We start from the raw sequence: 15,335 nt of genomic DNA, 5'->3' as shown, positions 1-15,335 counted from the left end.
ATCGTGGGACGCATGTCCGCTGAGATCGCCGGGATCGACTGGCCCGCCGCCCCCGCACCGCAAGGAACCGGGGCGGACCCGTACCGGGCGTACCTGGACACGCTCGGGTCGGCCGAGTCGCGCCGGACCATGCGCGGCTGCCTCGACCGCATCGCCCAGCTCCTCTCCGGCGACCCCGACACCGTCGGTGAAGGCCAGCCGTGGCACCTGCTGCGCTACGAGCACACCTCCCGGCTGCGCGCGGCCATGATCGACGCGGGCTGGTCCGGCGCGTACGTCAACAAGCACCTCGCCGCCCTGCGCCGCGTCCTCAAAGAAGCCTGGCGCCTCGACCTGATGGCCGCCGACGACTACCAGCGGGCCTGCGACCTGCAACCGGTCAAAGCCCAAAGGCTCCCCGTCGGCCAGGCCGTCGACGCCGAAGCGCTCGGCGCGGCCCTGTACGCGTGCGACGCCGACCCCGGCCCCGCCGGGGCCCGCGACGCCGCCGTCCTGGCCACCCTCTACTCCACCGGCTGCCGCAGAAGCGAGATCGCCTCGATGCGCCTGGCCGACTACGACCCCGCAGAGCGTTCCATCCGCATCGTCGGCAAAGGCAACAAGGAACGCGCCGTCTACGTCACCGAGGCCGCCCAGGCCCGCATCGACCGGTGGACCGCCGTCCGCGGCCAGGACCCCGGCGCCCTGTTCTGCCCGATCAACAAGGCCGGACGCCTGCGCCGCACCGGCACCCGCCTGTCCGGCATGACCGGCCAGGCCATCGCCGACCTGCTCATGAAACGCCTGGTCGAGGCCGGGCAGCGCCGCCACACCCCCCACGACTTCCGCCGCACGTTCATCGGCGAACTCCTCGACGCCGGCGTCGACCTCGCCATCACCCAGTCCCTGGTCGGCCACGCCTCACCCGCCACGACCGCCCGCTACGACCGCCGACCCGCCCGCCGCTCGCGCGAGGCGGTCGACCGCCTCCACCTCCCCGAACCGTGATGTCGAATTCTGGCTAGTCGATGTCGTACCCGCCGGGCACCCTTGAGAGCATGGACTTCCCAGCGATCACCGGCAGCGAGGAGCGGCTCCAGGCCGCCGTCGCCGGCCGCGACGCCCGCTTCGACGGCTGGGTGTTCCTCGCCGTCACCTCCACCCGCATCTACTGCCGCCCCTCCTGCCCCGCGGTCAAACCCAAACGCGAACACCAACGGTTCTACCCGTCCGCCGCGGCCGCCCAGGAAGCCGGCTACCGCGCGTGCAAACGCTGCCGCCCCGACGCCTCCCCCGGCTCCCCCGCCTGGGACTGGCGCACCGACGTCTGCGCCCGCGCCATGCGCCTGATCGGCGAAGGCGTCGTCGACCGCGACGGCGCCGCCGGACTCGCCCAGCGCCTCGGCTACTCCCTGCGGCAACTCGAACGCCTCCTCATCAGCGAGGTCGGGGCCGGACCGGCCGCGCTGGCCCGCGCCCAGAGGGCCCAGGTCGCCCGCACCCTCATCGAATCCACCGATCTGCCGATGGGGCAGGTCGCGTTCGCCGCCGGGTTCGCCTCCATCCGGGCGTTCAACCGCGTCGTCGCCGACGTCTTCGCCTGCTCCCCCACCGAACTGCGTACCAAAGCCAAGGGCCGCAACACGTCCGGCGGGGGCGCGATCACGCTGCGCCTGGCCTACCGGGAACCGTTCGAACCGTCGAACCTGTTCGGGCACCTCGCCGCCGCCGCCGCGCCCGGCGTCGAGGAATGGCGGGACGGCGCCTACCGGCGCACCCTGCGCCTGCCCCACGGCCCCGGCACCGCGGCCCTGAAACCCGGCCCGGGCTACATCGAATGCCGCCTGCGCGTCTCGGACCTGCGGGACGTCACCGCCGCCGTCGCCCGCTGCAGGCGGGCCCTGGACCTCGACGCCGACCCGTACGCCCCCACCGAGGCCCTCACCACCGACCCGGTCCTCGCCCCGCTCGTGGCGAAGACCCCGGGGCGGCGGGTGCCGCGCAAAGCCGACGGCCCCGAGTACGCGATCCGCGCCGTCATCGGCCAGCAGATCGCCACCGCCTCCGCCGCCACCGTCGCGGCCCGCCTGGCCGAACGCTACGGCGAACCGGTCGAGGACCCCGACGGCGGCCTCACCCGGCTGTTCCCGTCCCCGGAGGCGATCGCCGGGGCCGACCCCGCGCACCTGCCGATGCCCGGGCGCCGCAAGGCCACCGTCCTCGCCCTCGCCGCGGCACTGGCCGAGGGCCGTGTCGACGTCGGCCCCGGCGCCGACTGGGCGCGAGCACGCGCTGATCTCGCCCACGTGCCGGGGGTGGGGCCGTGGACCGTGGAGATGATCGCCATGCGGGCCCTGGGCGACCCGGACGCGTTCCCCACCACCGACCTCGGCGTCGTCAAAGGCGCCCGGAACCTGGGCCTGGGGACCGGGAAGGCCCTGGAGGCCCGCTCGCTCGCGTGGGCGCCGTGGCGGGCCTACGCCGTCCAGTACCTGTGGGCCTCCAGCGAGCACCCGACGAACCACCTGCCGCACGAGAATTGAAGGAGCGCATGCGATGAACAGCACTGCCAGGCACCTGAAGATGGAATCGCCCCTGGGTCTGATGGCCGTCTCCGCCACCGACGAGGGCGTCACCTGCGTCAACATGGGCGTCGAGGAGATGAAGGACGCCTGGGGCCCCGAGGAGCCCACCCCGGTCCTGGAAGCCGCCGTCGACCAGCTCGAGGCCTATTTCGCCGGGGACCTGAAGGAGTTCGACCTGCCTTTGGCGGCGGCCGGTACCGATTTCCAGCGGCGGGTGTGGGCCGAGCTGTGCCGCATCCCCTACGGCGAGACCGTCGCCTACATGGACATCGCCGACCGGATCGGCGACCGCAAAGCGGTGCGGGCCGTGGGGCTGGCGAACGGCCGCAACCCGATCGCGATCATCGTCCCCTGCCACCGGGTGATCGGCGCGAACGGGAAGCTCACCGGCTACGCCGGCGGCCTGTGGCGCAAAGAAAGGCTGCTGTCGCTCGAACGCGGCGAACCGGCTCTCTTCGCCTAGCTAGATGAGGGTGACGTCGAGTTCGACGGTGACGGCGTCGCTGCCGACGATGATGCTGGCGGCGTAGCAGATCTCGTCGTTGCATCCGGCCGGGATGATCCCCGTCGCGGTCCCGTTCGGGGTCGTCCCGGCCAGCAGCGGCGCCTCCATCGCGTTGTCGGCGATGAAGTCGTCGAAGTCCTCGGAGGGGATCTCGACGGTGAGCTCGGCCCGGTCCCCCGGCGTCGGCGACTCCATCTGCGACAGGTCCGATGCGGTGATCTCGGTGTCTTCGGGGAAGGCCAGGTGCGTCGCGGAGGCCACGGTGGCGACGCTCGGCTGGGGCCCGTCTTCGAGGGCCCAGGCGATGCCCCACACGGCGGCGAGGAGCCCGCCGAAGACGCACGCGAGCCACACGGCGGCTACCAGTGCGCGGCGGACCGTCGGCTGCGGCGGGGGTTTCATGGCCGCGACCCTACCCGAATCCCGCGAGTGACCGTCATGTCCACTGGGCCGCTATTGCGCGAACGCCCCGATCAGGTCGTACACGCCCGCCGCCCGGCCCGCATCGCCCTCGACCGCGACGGCGTCGACCGGGAGGCGCCGCCACAGCCACAGCATGAGCTCGCCCGCCCCGCCCTTCACGACGGCATGCGCGTCGGCCGCGATCCCTGCAACGCCGTCGATGGTCCCGTTTTCGATGCGGACGGTCCACGCCCGCTCCCCGGTGTCGAGCGCGACGACCAGCCCGTCATGGTCCGCCAGGACGGGCGCGACCTGCTCCCGGTAGGCCTTCGATCCCCAGGTGAGCATGACCTGCAGCATCTCGTCGATCCCGTCGCAGGCCAGCGCCGGATCGACCGGGCCGACCGGGAGGCCGGCGGCGAGTTCGGCGTCGACGCGGTGGACGAGGGTCTCGTGGGCCATGCGGCGGATCCAGAACCCGACGGTCTGGTCGGGCCCGTACCAGGTGTAGGCGAGGCTGTCGGGTCCGCGCTGGTCGAACTCGGCGGTGAGGTCGGCGAGCGCGGCCGCGTACTGCTGCCCGGGGGTGCCGGGCCGGGCGATGCGGTAGTCGTCGCCGGGGTCGCGCAGCTGCCGCATGGACTGGATCTTGTGGTCGTAGGTTTCGGTGACGTGGTCGAGGAGGTCGGCGCCGGTCCAGTCCGGGCAGGTGGGCACGTGTGCGTGTGCGGCTGCGGCGCAGGCGGTCTGCAAGAGTGCGGCGTCGGCGGCCAGGTGTGTCTGGAGTGTCGGGAAGTCCATCAGCGCATGGTCGCACACGGGTACGACAGCACCGGCCGGTTCAGGCGTCGAGGGCTTCGACGGCGTCTTTGGCTTCTTTCAGGCCGGTGCCGGTGAGTTCGCGGTAGACCTTGATCGCCTGGATCTTCTTGCCGCGCCGGGCGAGGTCGCGTACTTCGGCGAGCGGGTCGGGCTGCGCGGGCGCGTAGTCGCGGATCTCCAGGTGCTGCATGACCAGGTCGAGTTTGCGTTCGATGCGGGCCAGGGCTTCCAGGGTCGGGTCGTATCGCACCATGCGCGCTCCAAGTGTCTCGGTCGGTGTGCGGCCCACCCTACTGGCGCCAGGCCCGCCACCCGCCCGCTGCCGTGATGTCTTCGGCGCCTTCGGGGGCGCTGGCGCAGAACCCGGTGGCCCAGGTGCCGTCGTCGAGTTCGATGCTGCCGAGGGTCATGGGGGCCGGGAGCGCGGCGAGGAACCGGCCGAGCGCGGCCGCCGACAGCTGCCAGCGTTCGCCGGGCAGGCTCGCGCCGGTCTCGTCGCGGACGACGAGGGGTTTCGGCGGGGTCGTGTCGAGGGCGTACATCCGGTAGGCCGGGGCGGTGCGGATCTCGCCGGTGAAGCGTGCGCCTCGTGCGGTGAGCTGGTGGTTGAGGGGTTCGCCTCGGAGGTGGGCGCCGAAGACGACGAGGTCGGTGCCTGCGGGTGCGACCTGTGGTGCGGGCTGGTCGAGGTAGCGGGCGGCGAGGTCGATGGCGGTCTGGTCGTTGAAGGCGGGGACGATGAGGCTGACGCCGAACCCTTTGGTGCCGGCGTGCCCGGCGGGGACGGCGACGGCGGCCATGTCGAGGAGGTTCACGAAGTTCGTGTAGGTGCCCATGGCGGCGTTGACGCCGACGGGGTCGGCGGCGACTTCGGTGAGCGTGGGGTGGCGGGGTGCGGTCGGGAGCAGGAGCGCGTCGAACCCTTCCAGGAGTGCGGCGGCTTCGAGGCGGATGGCGCGCAGCCGCTGCTGGTCGGCGGCGAGGTCGGCGGCGGAGAACTTGTCGGCGGTGCGGACGATGGCGGCGACGACGGGGTCGGTGCCTGCGGCGTCGAGGTGGCGGCCGAACGCGGCGTGCCGTTCGGCGACGAGCGCGCCTTCGTAGAGCAGCAGCGCGGCGTCCAGCAGCGCCTGCACATCCACAATAGCGGTGGTGAATCCGGCGGTTTCGCAGCGTGCGACCGCAGTCTCCCACAGCGGCAGGAACTCCGGGTCGAGCGCGTCGAGGGCGGCGGGGTGCGGGAGGGCGATGCGGGGGGCCGGCGGTGCGGCGAGGGGGGCGTCGGCGGGCCAGGGCCTCGAGGCGGGGTCGAGGCTGCTGGGGCCGGTCATGGTGCGGATCGCTTCGGCGGCGAGGTCGAGGCCGGGGGCGAAGACGGTGAGGCAGTCGTAGGAGGCGCAGGCGGGGACGACGCCGTCGACGGGGACGAGCCCGAGCGTCGCCTTGATGCCGACGAGGCCGCCCAGGGCGGCGGGGACGCGTCCGGACCCGGCGGTGTCGGTGCCGAGCGCGAAGTCGACGATGCCCTGGGCGACGGCGACGGCCGACCCGGAGGAGGACCCGCCGGAGATGCGGGCGGGGTCGGCGGCGGCCCGGACGGGCCCGTAGGGGCTGCGGGTGCCGACCAGGCCGGTCGCGAACTGGTCGAGGTTGGTCTTGCCCAGGCAGATCGCCCCCGCGGCGCGCAGCCGGGCGACGCCGGTGGCGTCCCGTTCGGGCTCATACGCGAACGCGGGGGCGGCGGCGGTGGTGGGGAGTCCGGCGACATCGATGTTGTCTTTGGCGGCGAACACGGTCCCGGCCAGCGGCAGCACCGCACCGGCTGCCACGGCGGCGTCGATGCGTTCGGCTTCGGCGAGGAGGTCGTCGAGGCCGCGGACGGCAATCCATGCTTCGGGCCGGTCGGTGCCGGTGTATCGGGCGTGGGCGGCCCGGACGCGTGCGGCGGCGCTGTTCACATTGTCCCCTGTCTCGTTGTCCACGATGGCTGTCTGGCGGCGGTTATGCGGTGATGACGAGTAGCGGCGTGCCGGGCGCGGCCTGGTCGCCGGGCCGCGCGAACACGCGCGTCACGGTCCCGGAGGCCGCAGCGGTCACCGGCATCTCCAGTTTCATCGCTTCCAGGACCACGATGGTGTCCCCGGCGGCCACCGTGTCGCCCTCGGCCACGTTGACGCGCCACACGCTGGCGGCCATCGGCGCCTCGACGAGGGTCTCCCCCGGCTTCAGGTCGACCGCGAGCCCCTGGGCGGGTGCGGGTTCGGTGTGGTCGCGGTCGAACTCGCCCGCGTCGGCCCACCGCTGCCGCTCGGCTTCGAACGCGGCGGCCTGCCGGGACTGGAACGCCCCGATCTCGGCGGCGTTGTCGGCCAGGAGCCGCCGGTAGTCGGCGTACTTGAACCGTCCGGGCCGGATGTCGATCTCGGCGCGCCCGGCGGCGAGGTCCCGGCGGACCTCGGCGAGCTCGTCCTCGCTGACGCGTTCGAACACGACCCGGTCGAAGAACCGCAGCAGCCAGGGCAGGCCGTCGTGGAACGACGCGAGGTCCCGCAGGCCCGCCCAGATCGGGGCGGTGCGCCCGACGAGCTGGTACCCGCCCGGGGAGTCCATCCCGTAGATGCACATATAGGACCCGCCGATACCGACGGTGCCTTCGGCGGTCCAGGTCCGCGCCGGGTTGTACTTCGTGGTCACCAGGCGGTGCCTCGGGTCGACCGGGACGGCCGCGGGCGCACCCAGGTACACGTCCCCCAATCCGAGGACGAGCCATTCGGCGGAGGTGGCGATCGAGGCGACGTCCTCGACCGAGTCGAGCCCGTTGATGCGGCGGATGAACTCGATGTTGGACGGGTTGAACAGCGCGTCGTCGCGGACGTTCGTCGAGTACCGGGCGATCGCTTCGTCCACGACCGAGTCGTTCCAGGAGATCGGCAGCCGCACTTCCCGCGAGGGCACGGTCATGTCGGCGATATCGGGCAGGTCCTGCTCGAGCTCGACCAACAGCCCCGTCAGCGACCGGATCGGAAGCACGTCGGGGTCGACGTGCAGGTGAAGGGAGCGCACCCCCGGCGTGGTGTCGATCAAACCAGCAGGGTCGGCGGCGGCGAGGGCGTCCATGAGCGCCCCGACCCGCATCCGCAACCCCAGGTCGAGGTGCATCGGCCCGTATTCGAGGAGAACCGCGTCGTCCCCGGCCCGCCGGTAGGCGACCGCAGGCCGGTCCTCCCCGGCATCGATCAAGGCCAGCGTCGCCGAGTCGTGCTTCGCATCAGCCAGCAGCACAGGGGCCGCGACCGGGTTGGCGCGCAACCGGTCCGCTTCAGCCTCGCCGACAGGCACGAACCGGACAGTGTCGCCCGGGCGCAACTGCCCGAGCTTCCACCGGTCCGAGGTGGTCACAGTGAACGGGCACGCGAACCCGCCCAGGCTCGGCCCATCGGGACCGAGGAGCGCGGGCGTGTCGCCCGTGAAGTTCACCGTCCCCACCGAGTACGGGTTGTCGTGCAGGTTCGAGGGGTGCAGGCCCGCCTCGCCGCCGTCGGTACGCGCCCACTCCGGTCGCGGCCCGTCCAGGCGGACCCCGGACCGCCCGGCGTGGACCTGCACAGACCAGTCCGCAGCGTAGATCCGCTCCATGTCGGCCACGGTGAAGTAGTGCGGGGCCGGCTGCGGGCCCGGCGTGACGGCCAGGTCCCACTCGTGCCCGAAGCCCGGCCGCTCCGCCACCGGGACCGGGACCGCTTGCAGGCCCGCGGCGCTGGCGGGCAGGAGGCGGTCGCCGGTGCGCAGCTGGTCGCCGGTGTACCCGCCGATGCGCCCGGGCGGGAACGTCGATGCCGAACCCAGGAACACCGGGACGTCCAGGCCCCCTTGGAAGAGCACGTACGTGCGGGCCCCGGCGTCGGCGACGGCACCGACATGCAGCACGCCCCCGGCGGGGATGTCGATCGGCTCCCACTGGTCGACGGGCTCGCCGTCGAGGGTGACCGGCGCCGGCGCGCCGGTGACGCAGACGGTGGCGGGTGCGCTGAAGCGGAGGGTGGGGCCGGCGATGGTGCATTCGAGGCCGGGGGCGCCTTCGGGGTTGCCGAGGGCGCGGTTGCCGAGCCGGAACGAGTAGTCGTCCATGGGCCCCGACGGGGGGACGCCGACCTGCCAGTAGCCGATGCGGCCGGGCCAGTCCTGGACAGTGGTGAGCACACCGGAGGCGAGGACGTCGATCCGCGCCGTCGCGTCCCTGATCGAAGCGACCGTGCCGGTGTCGTGTGCGACGTCCGCGACCCGGTCGTCCACTGCGGCGGCGGCGAGCTGCCCGAGGTTGGTGTGGACGCCTTCGATCCGGGTGTCCCCCAGGGCTTCCGCCAGCGCGGCCCAGGCGGCTTCGCGGGTGGGGCCGGTGGTGATGATCTTGGCGAGCATCGGGTCGTAGACGGCCGGGACGTCCAGGCCCCGCTCGATCCACGTGTCGACCCTGGCCCCGGCGGGGAGGTCGACGCAGGTGAGGAGCCCGGCGGAGGGGAGGTGGTCGCGGGCGGGGTCTTCGGCGTAGACGCGCGCCTCGACCGCGGCGCCCTTGACGGCGGGCCCGGTGTCGGGGAGCCCTTCGAGGAAGCCGGCGTCGCCTGCGGCGGTGCGGATCATCCACTCGACGAGGTCGATGCCGAGTACGGCCTCGGTCACGGGGTGTTCGACCTGCAGGCGCGTGTTGAACTCCAGGAACGACGCGGTCTCGCGTTCGGGGTCGTAGATGAACTCGACGGTCCCGGCGGACTGGTATTTCGCGGAGGCGGCGAGGGCCCTGGCCGCTTCATGCATCGCCTTGCGCACGGTGTCGGGCAGTCCGGGCGCGGGGGCTTCCTCGATGACTTTCTGGTGGCGCCGCTGGAGGGTGCAGTCGCGGTCGGCGAGGCTCACGACCCGGCCCTGCCCGTCCCCGAAGACCTGCACTTCAACGTGCCGGGCCCGGCGCACGTACTGCTCGAGGTAGACCGCGTCGTCACCGAAGTTGTCGGCCGCGAGCCGCTGCACGGTGGTGAACACGTCAGCGAGCTGCGCGGGGTCCTCGGCGACGCGCATACCGATCCCGCCGCCGCCGGCGGAGGCCTTGACGATCACCGGATACCCGACTGTCGCTGCCGCGGCGACGGCGTCGTCGGCGCTGTCGAGCGCGGCGGTCCCCGCAGCCAGGGGCACACCCGCGAGCGTAGCGGCTTCGCGCGCGGTCACCTTGTCGCCGAACAGCTCGAGCTGCTCGGGGGTGGGGCCGATGAACACGAGGCCGGCGGCGGCGACGCGCCGCGCGAACTCGGCGCTCTCCGCGAGGAACCCGTATCCGGGATGGACCGCTTGCGCGCCGGTGTCTTTCGCCGCGGAGAGGATCGCGTCCATGTTCAGGTAGGACTCGGCAGGCGCGGCCGGGCCCACGCACACGGCCTCGTCGGCGTCCCGCACATGCAGGGAGGCGGCGTCGGCTTCGGAGTAGACGGCGACGGTTGCGATGCCGAGGCGGTGGGCGGTGCGGGTGATGCGCCGGGAGATCTCGCCGCGGTTGGCGATGAGGATGCGGTCGAACACGACTGGACTCACTCTCGAGAAAAGGGGGTTAGGGGCGGACGGCGTTCGCCAGATGCGCCCACGTCAGCGCAGCCTCAGCACGGCCGACCACAATGGACCTGGAAGTTTCGATATGGCGGGTCAGGATCGATGTCGCCTCCTCGTACCGCCCCTCCAGAGCACCTTCGGCGATCGCAATGTGCTCGCCGATCGTGTCGGCCATCCGCTCGGCAGTGAAATAGTCGAACATCCGCGCCGGACGGATACGGTTGTTCACCACCTGCAAAGCCTCGGCCAGCTGCGGGTTCCCCGATGCGGCCAACAGCGTCAGGTGATACCGCTCGTCGGACTCCACGAACCCCGCGTCCGGCCCCGGCGGCGCGTCCCGCAACCGGTACCACCGCTCCAGCTCCGGACCCAGCAGATCCGCGTCATGCCGGACCTCAGGATCCGCCGCCGCGCGCGCGAGCCCGCGCAGCTCCAACGTCAGCCGCACCTCGTAGAGGTCATTCAACTGGTCGATCCGCGGCCGGTACGGATACAACCCGTCCACCTCCCGCGACACCAGGCCGTCGGCCGACAACCGGCTCAACGCCTCCCGCACCGGCGTCCGCGACACCCCGTAAATCCCCGCCAGCCGCTCCTCACCCAGCCGCTTCCCCGGCTCAAACCGCCCCGCCATCAGATCGGCACGCAACGCCACATACACGCGAGCAGCCAGAGGGCCCTCCATCTCGGGCAATGCAGAGAACCCACTCACAGCGCCATCGCCTCCCGCACCCGCGCAACCGCACCCACACCGGCCGTACCGCTGGAGGCGACACGCCCCGACCGCAACACCGAATACCGCCCCGCCGCCTGCAAAGCGAACCCGAGATGCTGCTCAACCAGCAGCACCGACAAGCCGCCCCGCGCAGCCAGATCGACGACCGTGGACTCGATCTCGGCGACCACATTCGGCTGGATACCCTCGGTCGGCTCGTCCAAGATCAGCAGCCGCGGCTCGGTGACCAGCGCCCGCGCGATCGCCAGCTGCTGGCGCTGGCCGCCGGAGAGGAGCCCCGCTTGGCGGCCCAGGAGGGGGCGGAGGGCGGGGAACAGGTCGAGCTGCGCGTCGATGAGCGCTCGGCCGTTCTTGCGGCCGTCGGCGACGAGCCGGAGGTTTTCTCCGGCGGTGAGGTGCGTGAAGCACTGCTGCCCTTGAGGGACGTACGCCATCCCGGCTTTGACGCGCCTGCTGGCGGCTCTGCGGTTGATGGTCTGGCCGTCGAACTCGATCGTCCCGGACATGACGGGGAGAAGCCCGACGACCGCGCGCAGCAGCGTGGTCTTCCCGGCCCCGTTGTGCCCCATGACGGCCACGACCTCGTCGGCGCCGACCTCGAGGTCGACGTCGTGGACGACGGGGGTGCGCCCGTACCCGCAGGTGAGGTTACGCAGTCGCAGCATCGGCGGTCTCCTGCTCTGTAGTGGTGCCGAGGTAGACCTCTTGGACGCGCGGGTCGGCCGTGACCTCCTCGACCGTCCCGGCGGCGAGGACGGCCCCGGCGTGGAGGACGGTGACGCGGGACGCGAAGGCGCGCATGAAGTCCATGTCGTGTTCGACGACGGCGACCGCCCGGGTGGCGGCGATGTCGTGCAGGAGCCGCCCGGTGGTCTCGCGCTCGTCGTGGCCCATCCCGGCGATCGGCTCGTCGAGCAGGAGCACGTCGGCGTCGCCGACCAGGAGCATCCCGATCTCCAGCCACTGCTTCTGCCCGTGCGCGAGGATGCCCGCCGGGGTCTCGGCCAGGTGTGTGAGGCCGATCTGCTCCATGACGGCGGTGACGTTCTCGGGGAGGTGGCGGCGCTGGCGCAGGAGCGCCCAGGGGGAGCGTGCGGCTCCGGCGGCGATGTCGAGGTTCTGTGCGACGGTGAGGTTGTCGAAGACGGTGGCGGTCTGGAAGGTGCGGCCGATGCCGCGGCGGGCGATGTGGTGGACCTTCTTGCCGCGCAGTTCGGTCCCGTCTTTGATGACGGACCCGGTGTAGCGGGCGAGGCCGGTGACGGCGTCGACGAGGGTGGTCTTCCCGGCGCCGTTGGGGCCGATGAGGAAGTGGACTTCGCCTTTGTTGAGGGTGAGGTCGACGCCGTTGACGGCTTTGAACCCGTCGAAGTCGACGTGGAGGTTCGTGCAGGTGAGTGCGGTTGTCATGCGGCGGCCTCCGCGGTTCGGGTTTTCTTGAGGAGGGCGGCGGTCGAGGCGATGCCGCCGGGCAGGAGGGCGATGACGGCGATGAACAGGAGCCCTTGCGCGTAGGTCCAGGCGGAGGGGAACTGTTCGGAGAGGGCGGTCTGGGCCCAGGCGACGGCGAGGGCGCCGATGACGGGGCCGACGAGGCTGGCGCGGCCGCCGATGGCGACGCCGAGGATGAACATGATGGAGGGGACGATGCCGATGCTGGCCGGGGAGATGATGCCGACGACGGGCACGAAGACCGCTCCGGCGACGGCGGCGAAGAGCGCGGCGGTCGCGTAGGCGACGACTTTGATGTTGGCGGCGTCGTAGCCGAGGAACCGGACCCGCTCTTCGCTGTCGCGGACGGCGACGAGGAGTTCCCCGTACCGGGAGCGTCTGAGCTGCAGGGCGACGGCGAGGACGACGAGGAGGACCCCGGCGGCGATGTAGTACAGCATCTGCTGGTTGACCGGGTCGTCGAGGTTGTAGCCGAAGAAGTACCGGAACCGGGAGAGGCCGTTGAACCCGCCCATGGACTGCTGTCCGATGAGGAGGATCGCGAAGGCGCCGGCGAGCGCTTGGGAGAGGATCGCGAAGTAGGCGCCTTTGACGCGGCGTTTGAACACCGCGAAGCCGAGGAGGACCGCGAAGCCGGTGGGCAGGATGAGGATCGCCGCGATCGTGAACACGGGGGAACTAAACGGTGCCCAGTAGGCGGGGAGGTCGCGGATGCCGGCCAGTTCCATGAAGTCGGGGACCGAGCCGGGGCCGTTCTGGAATTCGGCGTCGGCCATCTTCATGTGCATGGCCATGAGGTAGGCGCCCATGCCGAAGAACACGCCCTGGCCGAGGGTGAGCATGCCGCCCCGGCCCCAGGCGAGGCCGATGCCGACGGCGACGATCGCGTAGCACAGGAACTGCGCGAGCAGGCCGAGCCGGAACCCCGACAGGATGAGGGGCGCGGCCCCGAAGAGGACGAGCGCGGCGGCGGCGAACCCGGTCCACGTCCCGGCCCGGGTGGTGAGGAACTTGCTCATGCGAGGCTCCTTGTCCGCAGGGTGAACAGGCCTTGCGGGCGCAGTTGGAGGAAGACGACGATGACGCAGAACACGCCGACTTTCGCCAGCGACGCGGTCGAGTACGTCTCGAACACGGCCTGGAACGTGCCGAGGGCGACGGCGGCGATGACGGCGCCCTTGATGCGGCCCATGCCGCCCGCGACGACCACGAGGAACGCGTCGACCAGGTAGGACTGCCCGGTGGTGGGGCTCGTCGACCCGATGAGGGTCAGAGCGACACCGGCGACACCGGCCAGGCCCGAGCCGATGAAGAACGTCCCGGCGTCCACGGCGCGAGAGGAGATCCCGGCGGTCTCGGCCAGGTCCCGGTTGCCGACCACCGCCCGGATACGCCGCCCCGCCGGAGTGAACCGCAGGACCAGCGCGACCACGGTGACCGCGAGGACCGCGAGGACCAGGATGAACAGCCGGGTCTTGGGGACCGTGGTGCCGAGCAGGTCCACACCGCCGCGCAGCGCCTCGGGGACCGTGACGTTCACGGCCGGGGCGCCGAACACGTCGCGGGCGACCTGCTGCAGCACCAGGCCCACACCGAAAGTGACGAGGAGGGTGTCGAGCGGCCGGTGGTAGAGGTGCCTGATGAGGAGGGTCTCGAGGACGAGGCCCATGGCCCCGCCCACGAGGAACCCGGCAGGGAGGGCGATCAGGAGGGACGCCCCGGCGTCCCCGACGACCTGCTGCGTCACGTACCCCGTGTAGCAGCCGGCCATGATGAACTCGCCGTGCGCCATGTTGATGACGCCCATCTGCCCGTACGTGAGCGACAGGCCCAGCGCGGCCAGCAGCAGGATCGACCCGGTACTCAGCCCGGTGAACAACTGCCCTACGAGGAGGTCCATGGAGTGTCCTTCCTGATCGCCCGCATCGTTATTCGGTCACCGAGAGGTCGGCGGCCCAGTCGTAGCCGTCCAGGAACGGGTCAGGCTCGATCGCGCCCTCGGACTCCCACACCGTGTAGAGCAGGCCGTCGGCGTCGATCTTGCCGATGCGCGCGGTCTTGGTGACGTGGTGGTTGTCGCCGTCGATGACCACGGTCCCTTCAGGACTGTCGAAGGAGACGCCGTCGGCCGCGGCCTGGATGTCCTCCACCGCGAACGAACCGGCCTTCTCAGCGGTCGCCGCCCACAGGTACACCGAGTTGTACGCGGCCTCCATCGGGTCGGACGTGACCCGCTCGGCCCCGTACTCGGCCTTGAACGCGTCCACGAACGCGGCGTTCGCCGGCGACTCCACGGTCTGGTAGTAGTTCCAGGCCGCCAGCTGCCCCTCGATGTTCTCGATACCGATACCGCCGACCTCCTCCTCGGCGATCGACACGCTCATGACCGGCATCGACTCCGGCGTCAGACCGGTGTTCGCGTACTCCCGGAAGAACGCGACGTTCGAGTCGCCGTTGAGCGTGTTGAACACCGCGTCGGCCCCGGCGGACTTCACCTGGTTCACGATGGTCGAGAACTCGACCGAGCCCAGCTGCGCGTAGTCCTCACCGAGGATCTCGATGCCCTTGTCCGCGGCGTACGCGTTGATGATCGCGTTCGCCGTACGCGGGAACACGTAGTCCGAGCCGACCAGGTACAGCGACTTCACGCCCGTCTCGGCCAGGTAGTCCAGCGCCGGGATGATCTGCTGGTTGGTCGTCGCCCCGGTGTAGAAGATGTTCTCCGACGCCTCAAGGCCCTCGTACTGGACGGGGTAGTACAGCAGCGAGTCGTTGGCCTCGAACACCGGCAGCATCGCCTTGCGGGACGCCGAAGTCCACCCGCCGAACACCGCGGCGACGCAGTCCTCGCGGATCAGCTTCTCGGCCTTCTCGGCGAACACCGTCGGCTCGGACGCGCCGTCCTCCGCGACGATCTCGATCTGCTTGCCCTGCACGCCGCCAGCGGCGTTGATCTCGTCCACCGCGAGGTAGATCGCGTCGCGGACCGTGGTCTCGGAGATCGACATCGTCCCGGACAGGGAGTTGAGCGCACCGACCTTCACGGTGTCGCCGGAGGTGTCGACACAGGACTCGGCGGCCGCGGTCTCCTCCCCCGCACGGGAACCGCACGCGGCGGTCAGGGCGAGCGCGGTCGCAGCGGCGGTAGCGGTGAAGGTGCGGGCGAGGACTCGGGCTTTGAACATAGAACGCTGTGGCATACGGGGTTTCGACCTTTCACGGGGCGGAAGTCCCGGCACGACGGGGACCGGGC

Annotated in this window: 14 protein-coding genes; 3 read left to right on the top strand and 11 right to left on the bottom strand. The window is 71.5% G+C overall.

The features are described 5' to 3' along the window. Positions 1–12 precede the first annotated feature (12 nt). Genes ACZ60M_RS12135 through ACZ60M_RS12125 form a run of 3 tightly spaced genes read left to right on the top strand, consistent with a single transcriptional unit; the run spans position 13 to position 3,027 of the window. A complete protein-coding gene (locus ACZ60M_RS12135) occupies positions 13–987 on the top strand; it encodes a tyrosine-type recombinase/integrase (RefSeq protein ID WP_465417362.1) in 975 nt (324 codons plus the stop codon). Between the two features lie 50 nt (positions 988–1,037). Next, positions 1,038–2,522, top strand: a complete 1,485-nt coding sequence (locus ACZ60M_RS12130; protein WP_465417360.1) for an AlkA N-terminal domain-containing protein — start codon at positions 1,038–1,040, stop codon at positions 2,520–2,522. A gap of 13 nt (positions 2,523–2,535) precedes the next feature. Further along, positions 2,536–3,027 (top strand): methylated-DNA--[protein]-cysteine S-methyltransferase, encoded by a 492-nt coding sequence (locus ACZ60M_RS12125; RefSeq protein WP_465417359.1) that lies wholly within the window; start codon positions 2,536–2,538, stop codon positions 3,025–3,027. On the opposite strand, the gene ACZ60M_RS12120 is transcribed toward ACZ60M_RS12125, so the two are convergent. The 11 genes from ACZ60M_RS12120 to urtA are packed head-to-tail and all read right to left on the bottom strand — an operon-like array spanning position 3,028 to position 15,267. Continuing rightward, positions 3,028–3,471 carry a hypothetical protein gene (locus ACZ60M_RS12120; protein ID WP_465417357.1) on the bottom strand — a complete coding sequence of 148 codons (444 nt, stop codon included), beginning with the start codon at positions 3,469–3,471 and terminating at the stop codon, positions 3,028–3,030. A 51-nt stretch (positions 3,472–3,522) separates the two neighbouring features. Next, a complete protein-coding gene (locus ACZ60M_RS12115; protein WP_465417355.1) occupies positions 3,523–4,272 on the bottom strand; it encodes a maleylpyruvate isomerase family mycothiol-dependent enzyme in 750 nt (249 codons plus the stop codon). 40 nt (positions 4,273–4,312) lie between these two features. Beyond that, positions 4,313–4,546: a ribosomal protein L7/L12 gene (locus ACZ60M_RS12110; RefSeq protein WP_465417353.1), complete on the bottom strand. Its 234-nt coding sequence runs from the start codon at positions 4,544–4,546 to the stop codon at positions 4,313–4,315. Between the two features lie 37 nt (positions 4,547–4,583). Next, positions 4,584–6,275, bottom strand: coding sequence for an allophanate hydrolase (atzF, locus tag ACZ60M_RS12105; RefSeq protein WP_465417351.1), 1,692 nt, complete (start codon positions 6,273–6,275; stop codon positions 4,584–4,586). Between the two features lie 19 nt (positions 6,276–6,294). Next, positions 6,295–9,867 carry an urea carboxylase gene (gene uca / locus ACZ60M_RS12100; protein ID WP_465417350.1) on the bottom strand — a complete coding sequence of 1,191 codons (3,573 nt, stop codon included), beginning with the start codon at positions 9,865–9,867 and terminating at the stop codon, positions 6,295–6,297. 28 nt (positions 9,868–9,895) lie between these two features. Beyond that, complete coding sequence (locus tag ACZ60M_RS12095; protein WP_465417410.1) at positions 9,896–10,579, bottom strand: GntR family transcriptional regulator; 684 nt, start codon at positions 10,577–10,579, stop codon at positions 9,896–9,898. Positions 10,580–10,602: 23 nt separating this feature from the next. Then, positions 10,603–11,295 (bottom strand): urea ABC transporter ATP-binding subunit UrtE, encoded by a 693-nt coding sequence (gene urtE / locus ACZ60M_RS12090; RefSeq protein ID WP_465417348.1) that lies wholly within the window; start codon positions 11,293–11,295, stop codon positions 10,603–10,605. Further along, complete coding sequence (urtD, locus tag ACZ60M_RS12085; RefSeq protein ID WP_465417346.1) at positions 11,279–12,040, bottom strand: urea ABC transporter ATP-binding protein UrtD; 762 nt, start codon at positions 12,038–12,040, stop codon at positions 11,279–11,281. The genes urtE and urtD overlap by 17 nt, the downstream gene beginning before the upstream one ends. Further along, a complete protein-coding gene (urtC, locus tag ACZ60M_RS12080) occupies positions 12,037–13,101 on the bottom strand; it encodes an urea ABC transporter permease subunit UrtC (RefSeq protein WP_465417344.1) in 1,065 nt (354 codons plus the stop codon). The genes urtD and urtC overlap by 4 nt, the downstream gene beginning before the upstream one ends. Further along, a complete protein-coding gene (urtB, locus tag ACZ60M_RS12075) occupies positions 13,098–13,982 on the bottom strand; it encodes an urea ABC transporter permease subunit UrtB (RefSeq protein WP_465417343.1) in 885 nt (294 codons plus the stop codon). Before urtB ends, urtC begins: the two co-directional genes overlap by 4 nt. A gap of 28 nt (positions 13,983–14,010) precedes the next feature. Further along, complete coding sequence (urtA, locus tag ACZ60M_RS12070; RefSeq protein ID WP_465417408.1) at positions 14,011–15,267, bottom strand: urea ABC transporter substrate-binding protein; 1,257 nt, start codon at positions 15,265–15,267, stop codon at positions 14,011–14,013. Positions 15,268–15,335: the final 68 nt, after the last annotated feature.

The organism is Glycomyces sp. NPDC050141, assembly GCF_055586545.1.
This window is presented reverse-complemented; position numbering and strand designations above follow the sequence as displayed.

What these genes read in the sequence shown, in the direction of transcription:
- ACZ60M_RS12125 (WP_465417359.1), top strand. Translation starts at nt 2,536, where the DNA reads ATGAACAGCACTGCCAGGCACCTGAAGATGGAATCGCCCCTGGGTCTG.
- ACZ60M_RS12135 (WP_465417362.1), top strand. Translation starts at nt 13, where the DNA reads ATGTCCGCTGAGATCGCCGGGATCGACTGGCCCGCCGCCCCCGCACCG.
- urtD (WP_465417346.1), bottom strand. Translation starts at nt 12,040, where the DNA reads ATGACAACCGCACTCACCTGCACGAACCTCCACGTCGACTTCGACGGG.
- ACZ60M_RS12095 (WP_465417410.1), bottom strand. Translation starts at nt 10,579, where the DNA reads ATGGAGGGCCCTCTGGCTGCTCGCGTGTATGTGGCGTTGCGTGCCGAT.
- ACZ60M_RS12120 (WP_465417357.1), bottom strand. Translation starts at nt 3,471, where the DNA reads ATGAAACCCCCGCCGCAGCCGACGGTCCGCCGCGCACTGGTAGCCGCC.
- urtE (WP_465417348.1), bottom strand. Translation starts at nt 11,295, where the DNA reads ATGCTGCGACTGCGTAACCTCACCTGCGGGTACGGGCGCACCCCCGTC.
- urtA (WP_465417408.1), bottom strand. Translation starts at nt 15,267, where the DNA reads ATGTTCAAAGCCCGAGTCCTCGCCCGCACCTTCACCGCTACCGCCGCT.
- urtB (WP_465417343.1), bottom strand. Translation starts at nt 13,982, where the DNA reads ATGGACCTCCTCGTAGGGCAGTTGTTCACCGGGCTGAGTACCGGGTCG.
- ACZ60M_RS12115 (WP_465417355.1), bottom strand. Translation starts at nt 4,272, where the DNA reads ATGGACTTCCCGACACTCCAGACACACCTGGCCGCCGACGCCGCACTC.
- ACZ60M_RS12130 (WP_465417360.1), top strand. Translation starts at nt 1,038, where the DNA reads ATGGACTTCCCAGCGATCACCGGCAGCGAGGAGCGGCTCCAGGCCGCC.
- urtC (WP_465417344.1), bottom strand. Translation starts at nt 13,101, where the DNA reads ATGAGCAAGTTCCTCACCACCCGGGCCGGGACGTGGACCGGGTTCGCC.
- ACZ60M_RS12110 (WP_465417353.1), bottom strand. Translation starts at nt 4,546, where the DNA reads ATGGTGCGATACGACCCGACCCTGGAAGCCCTGGCCCGCATCGAACGC.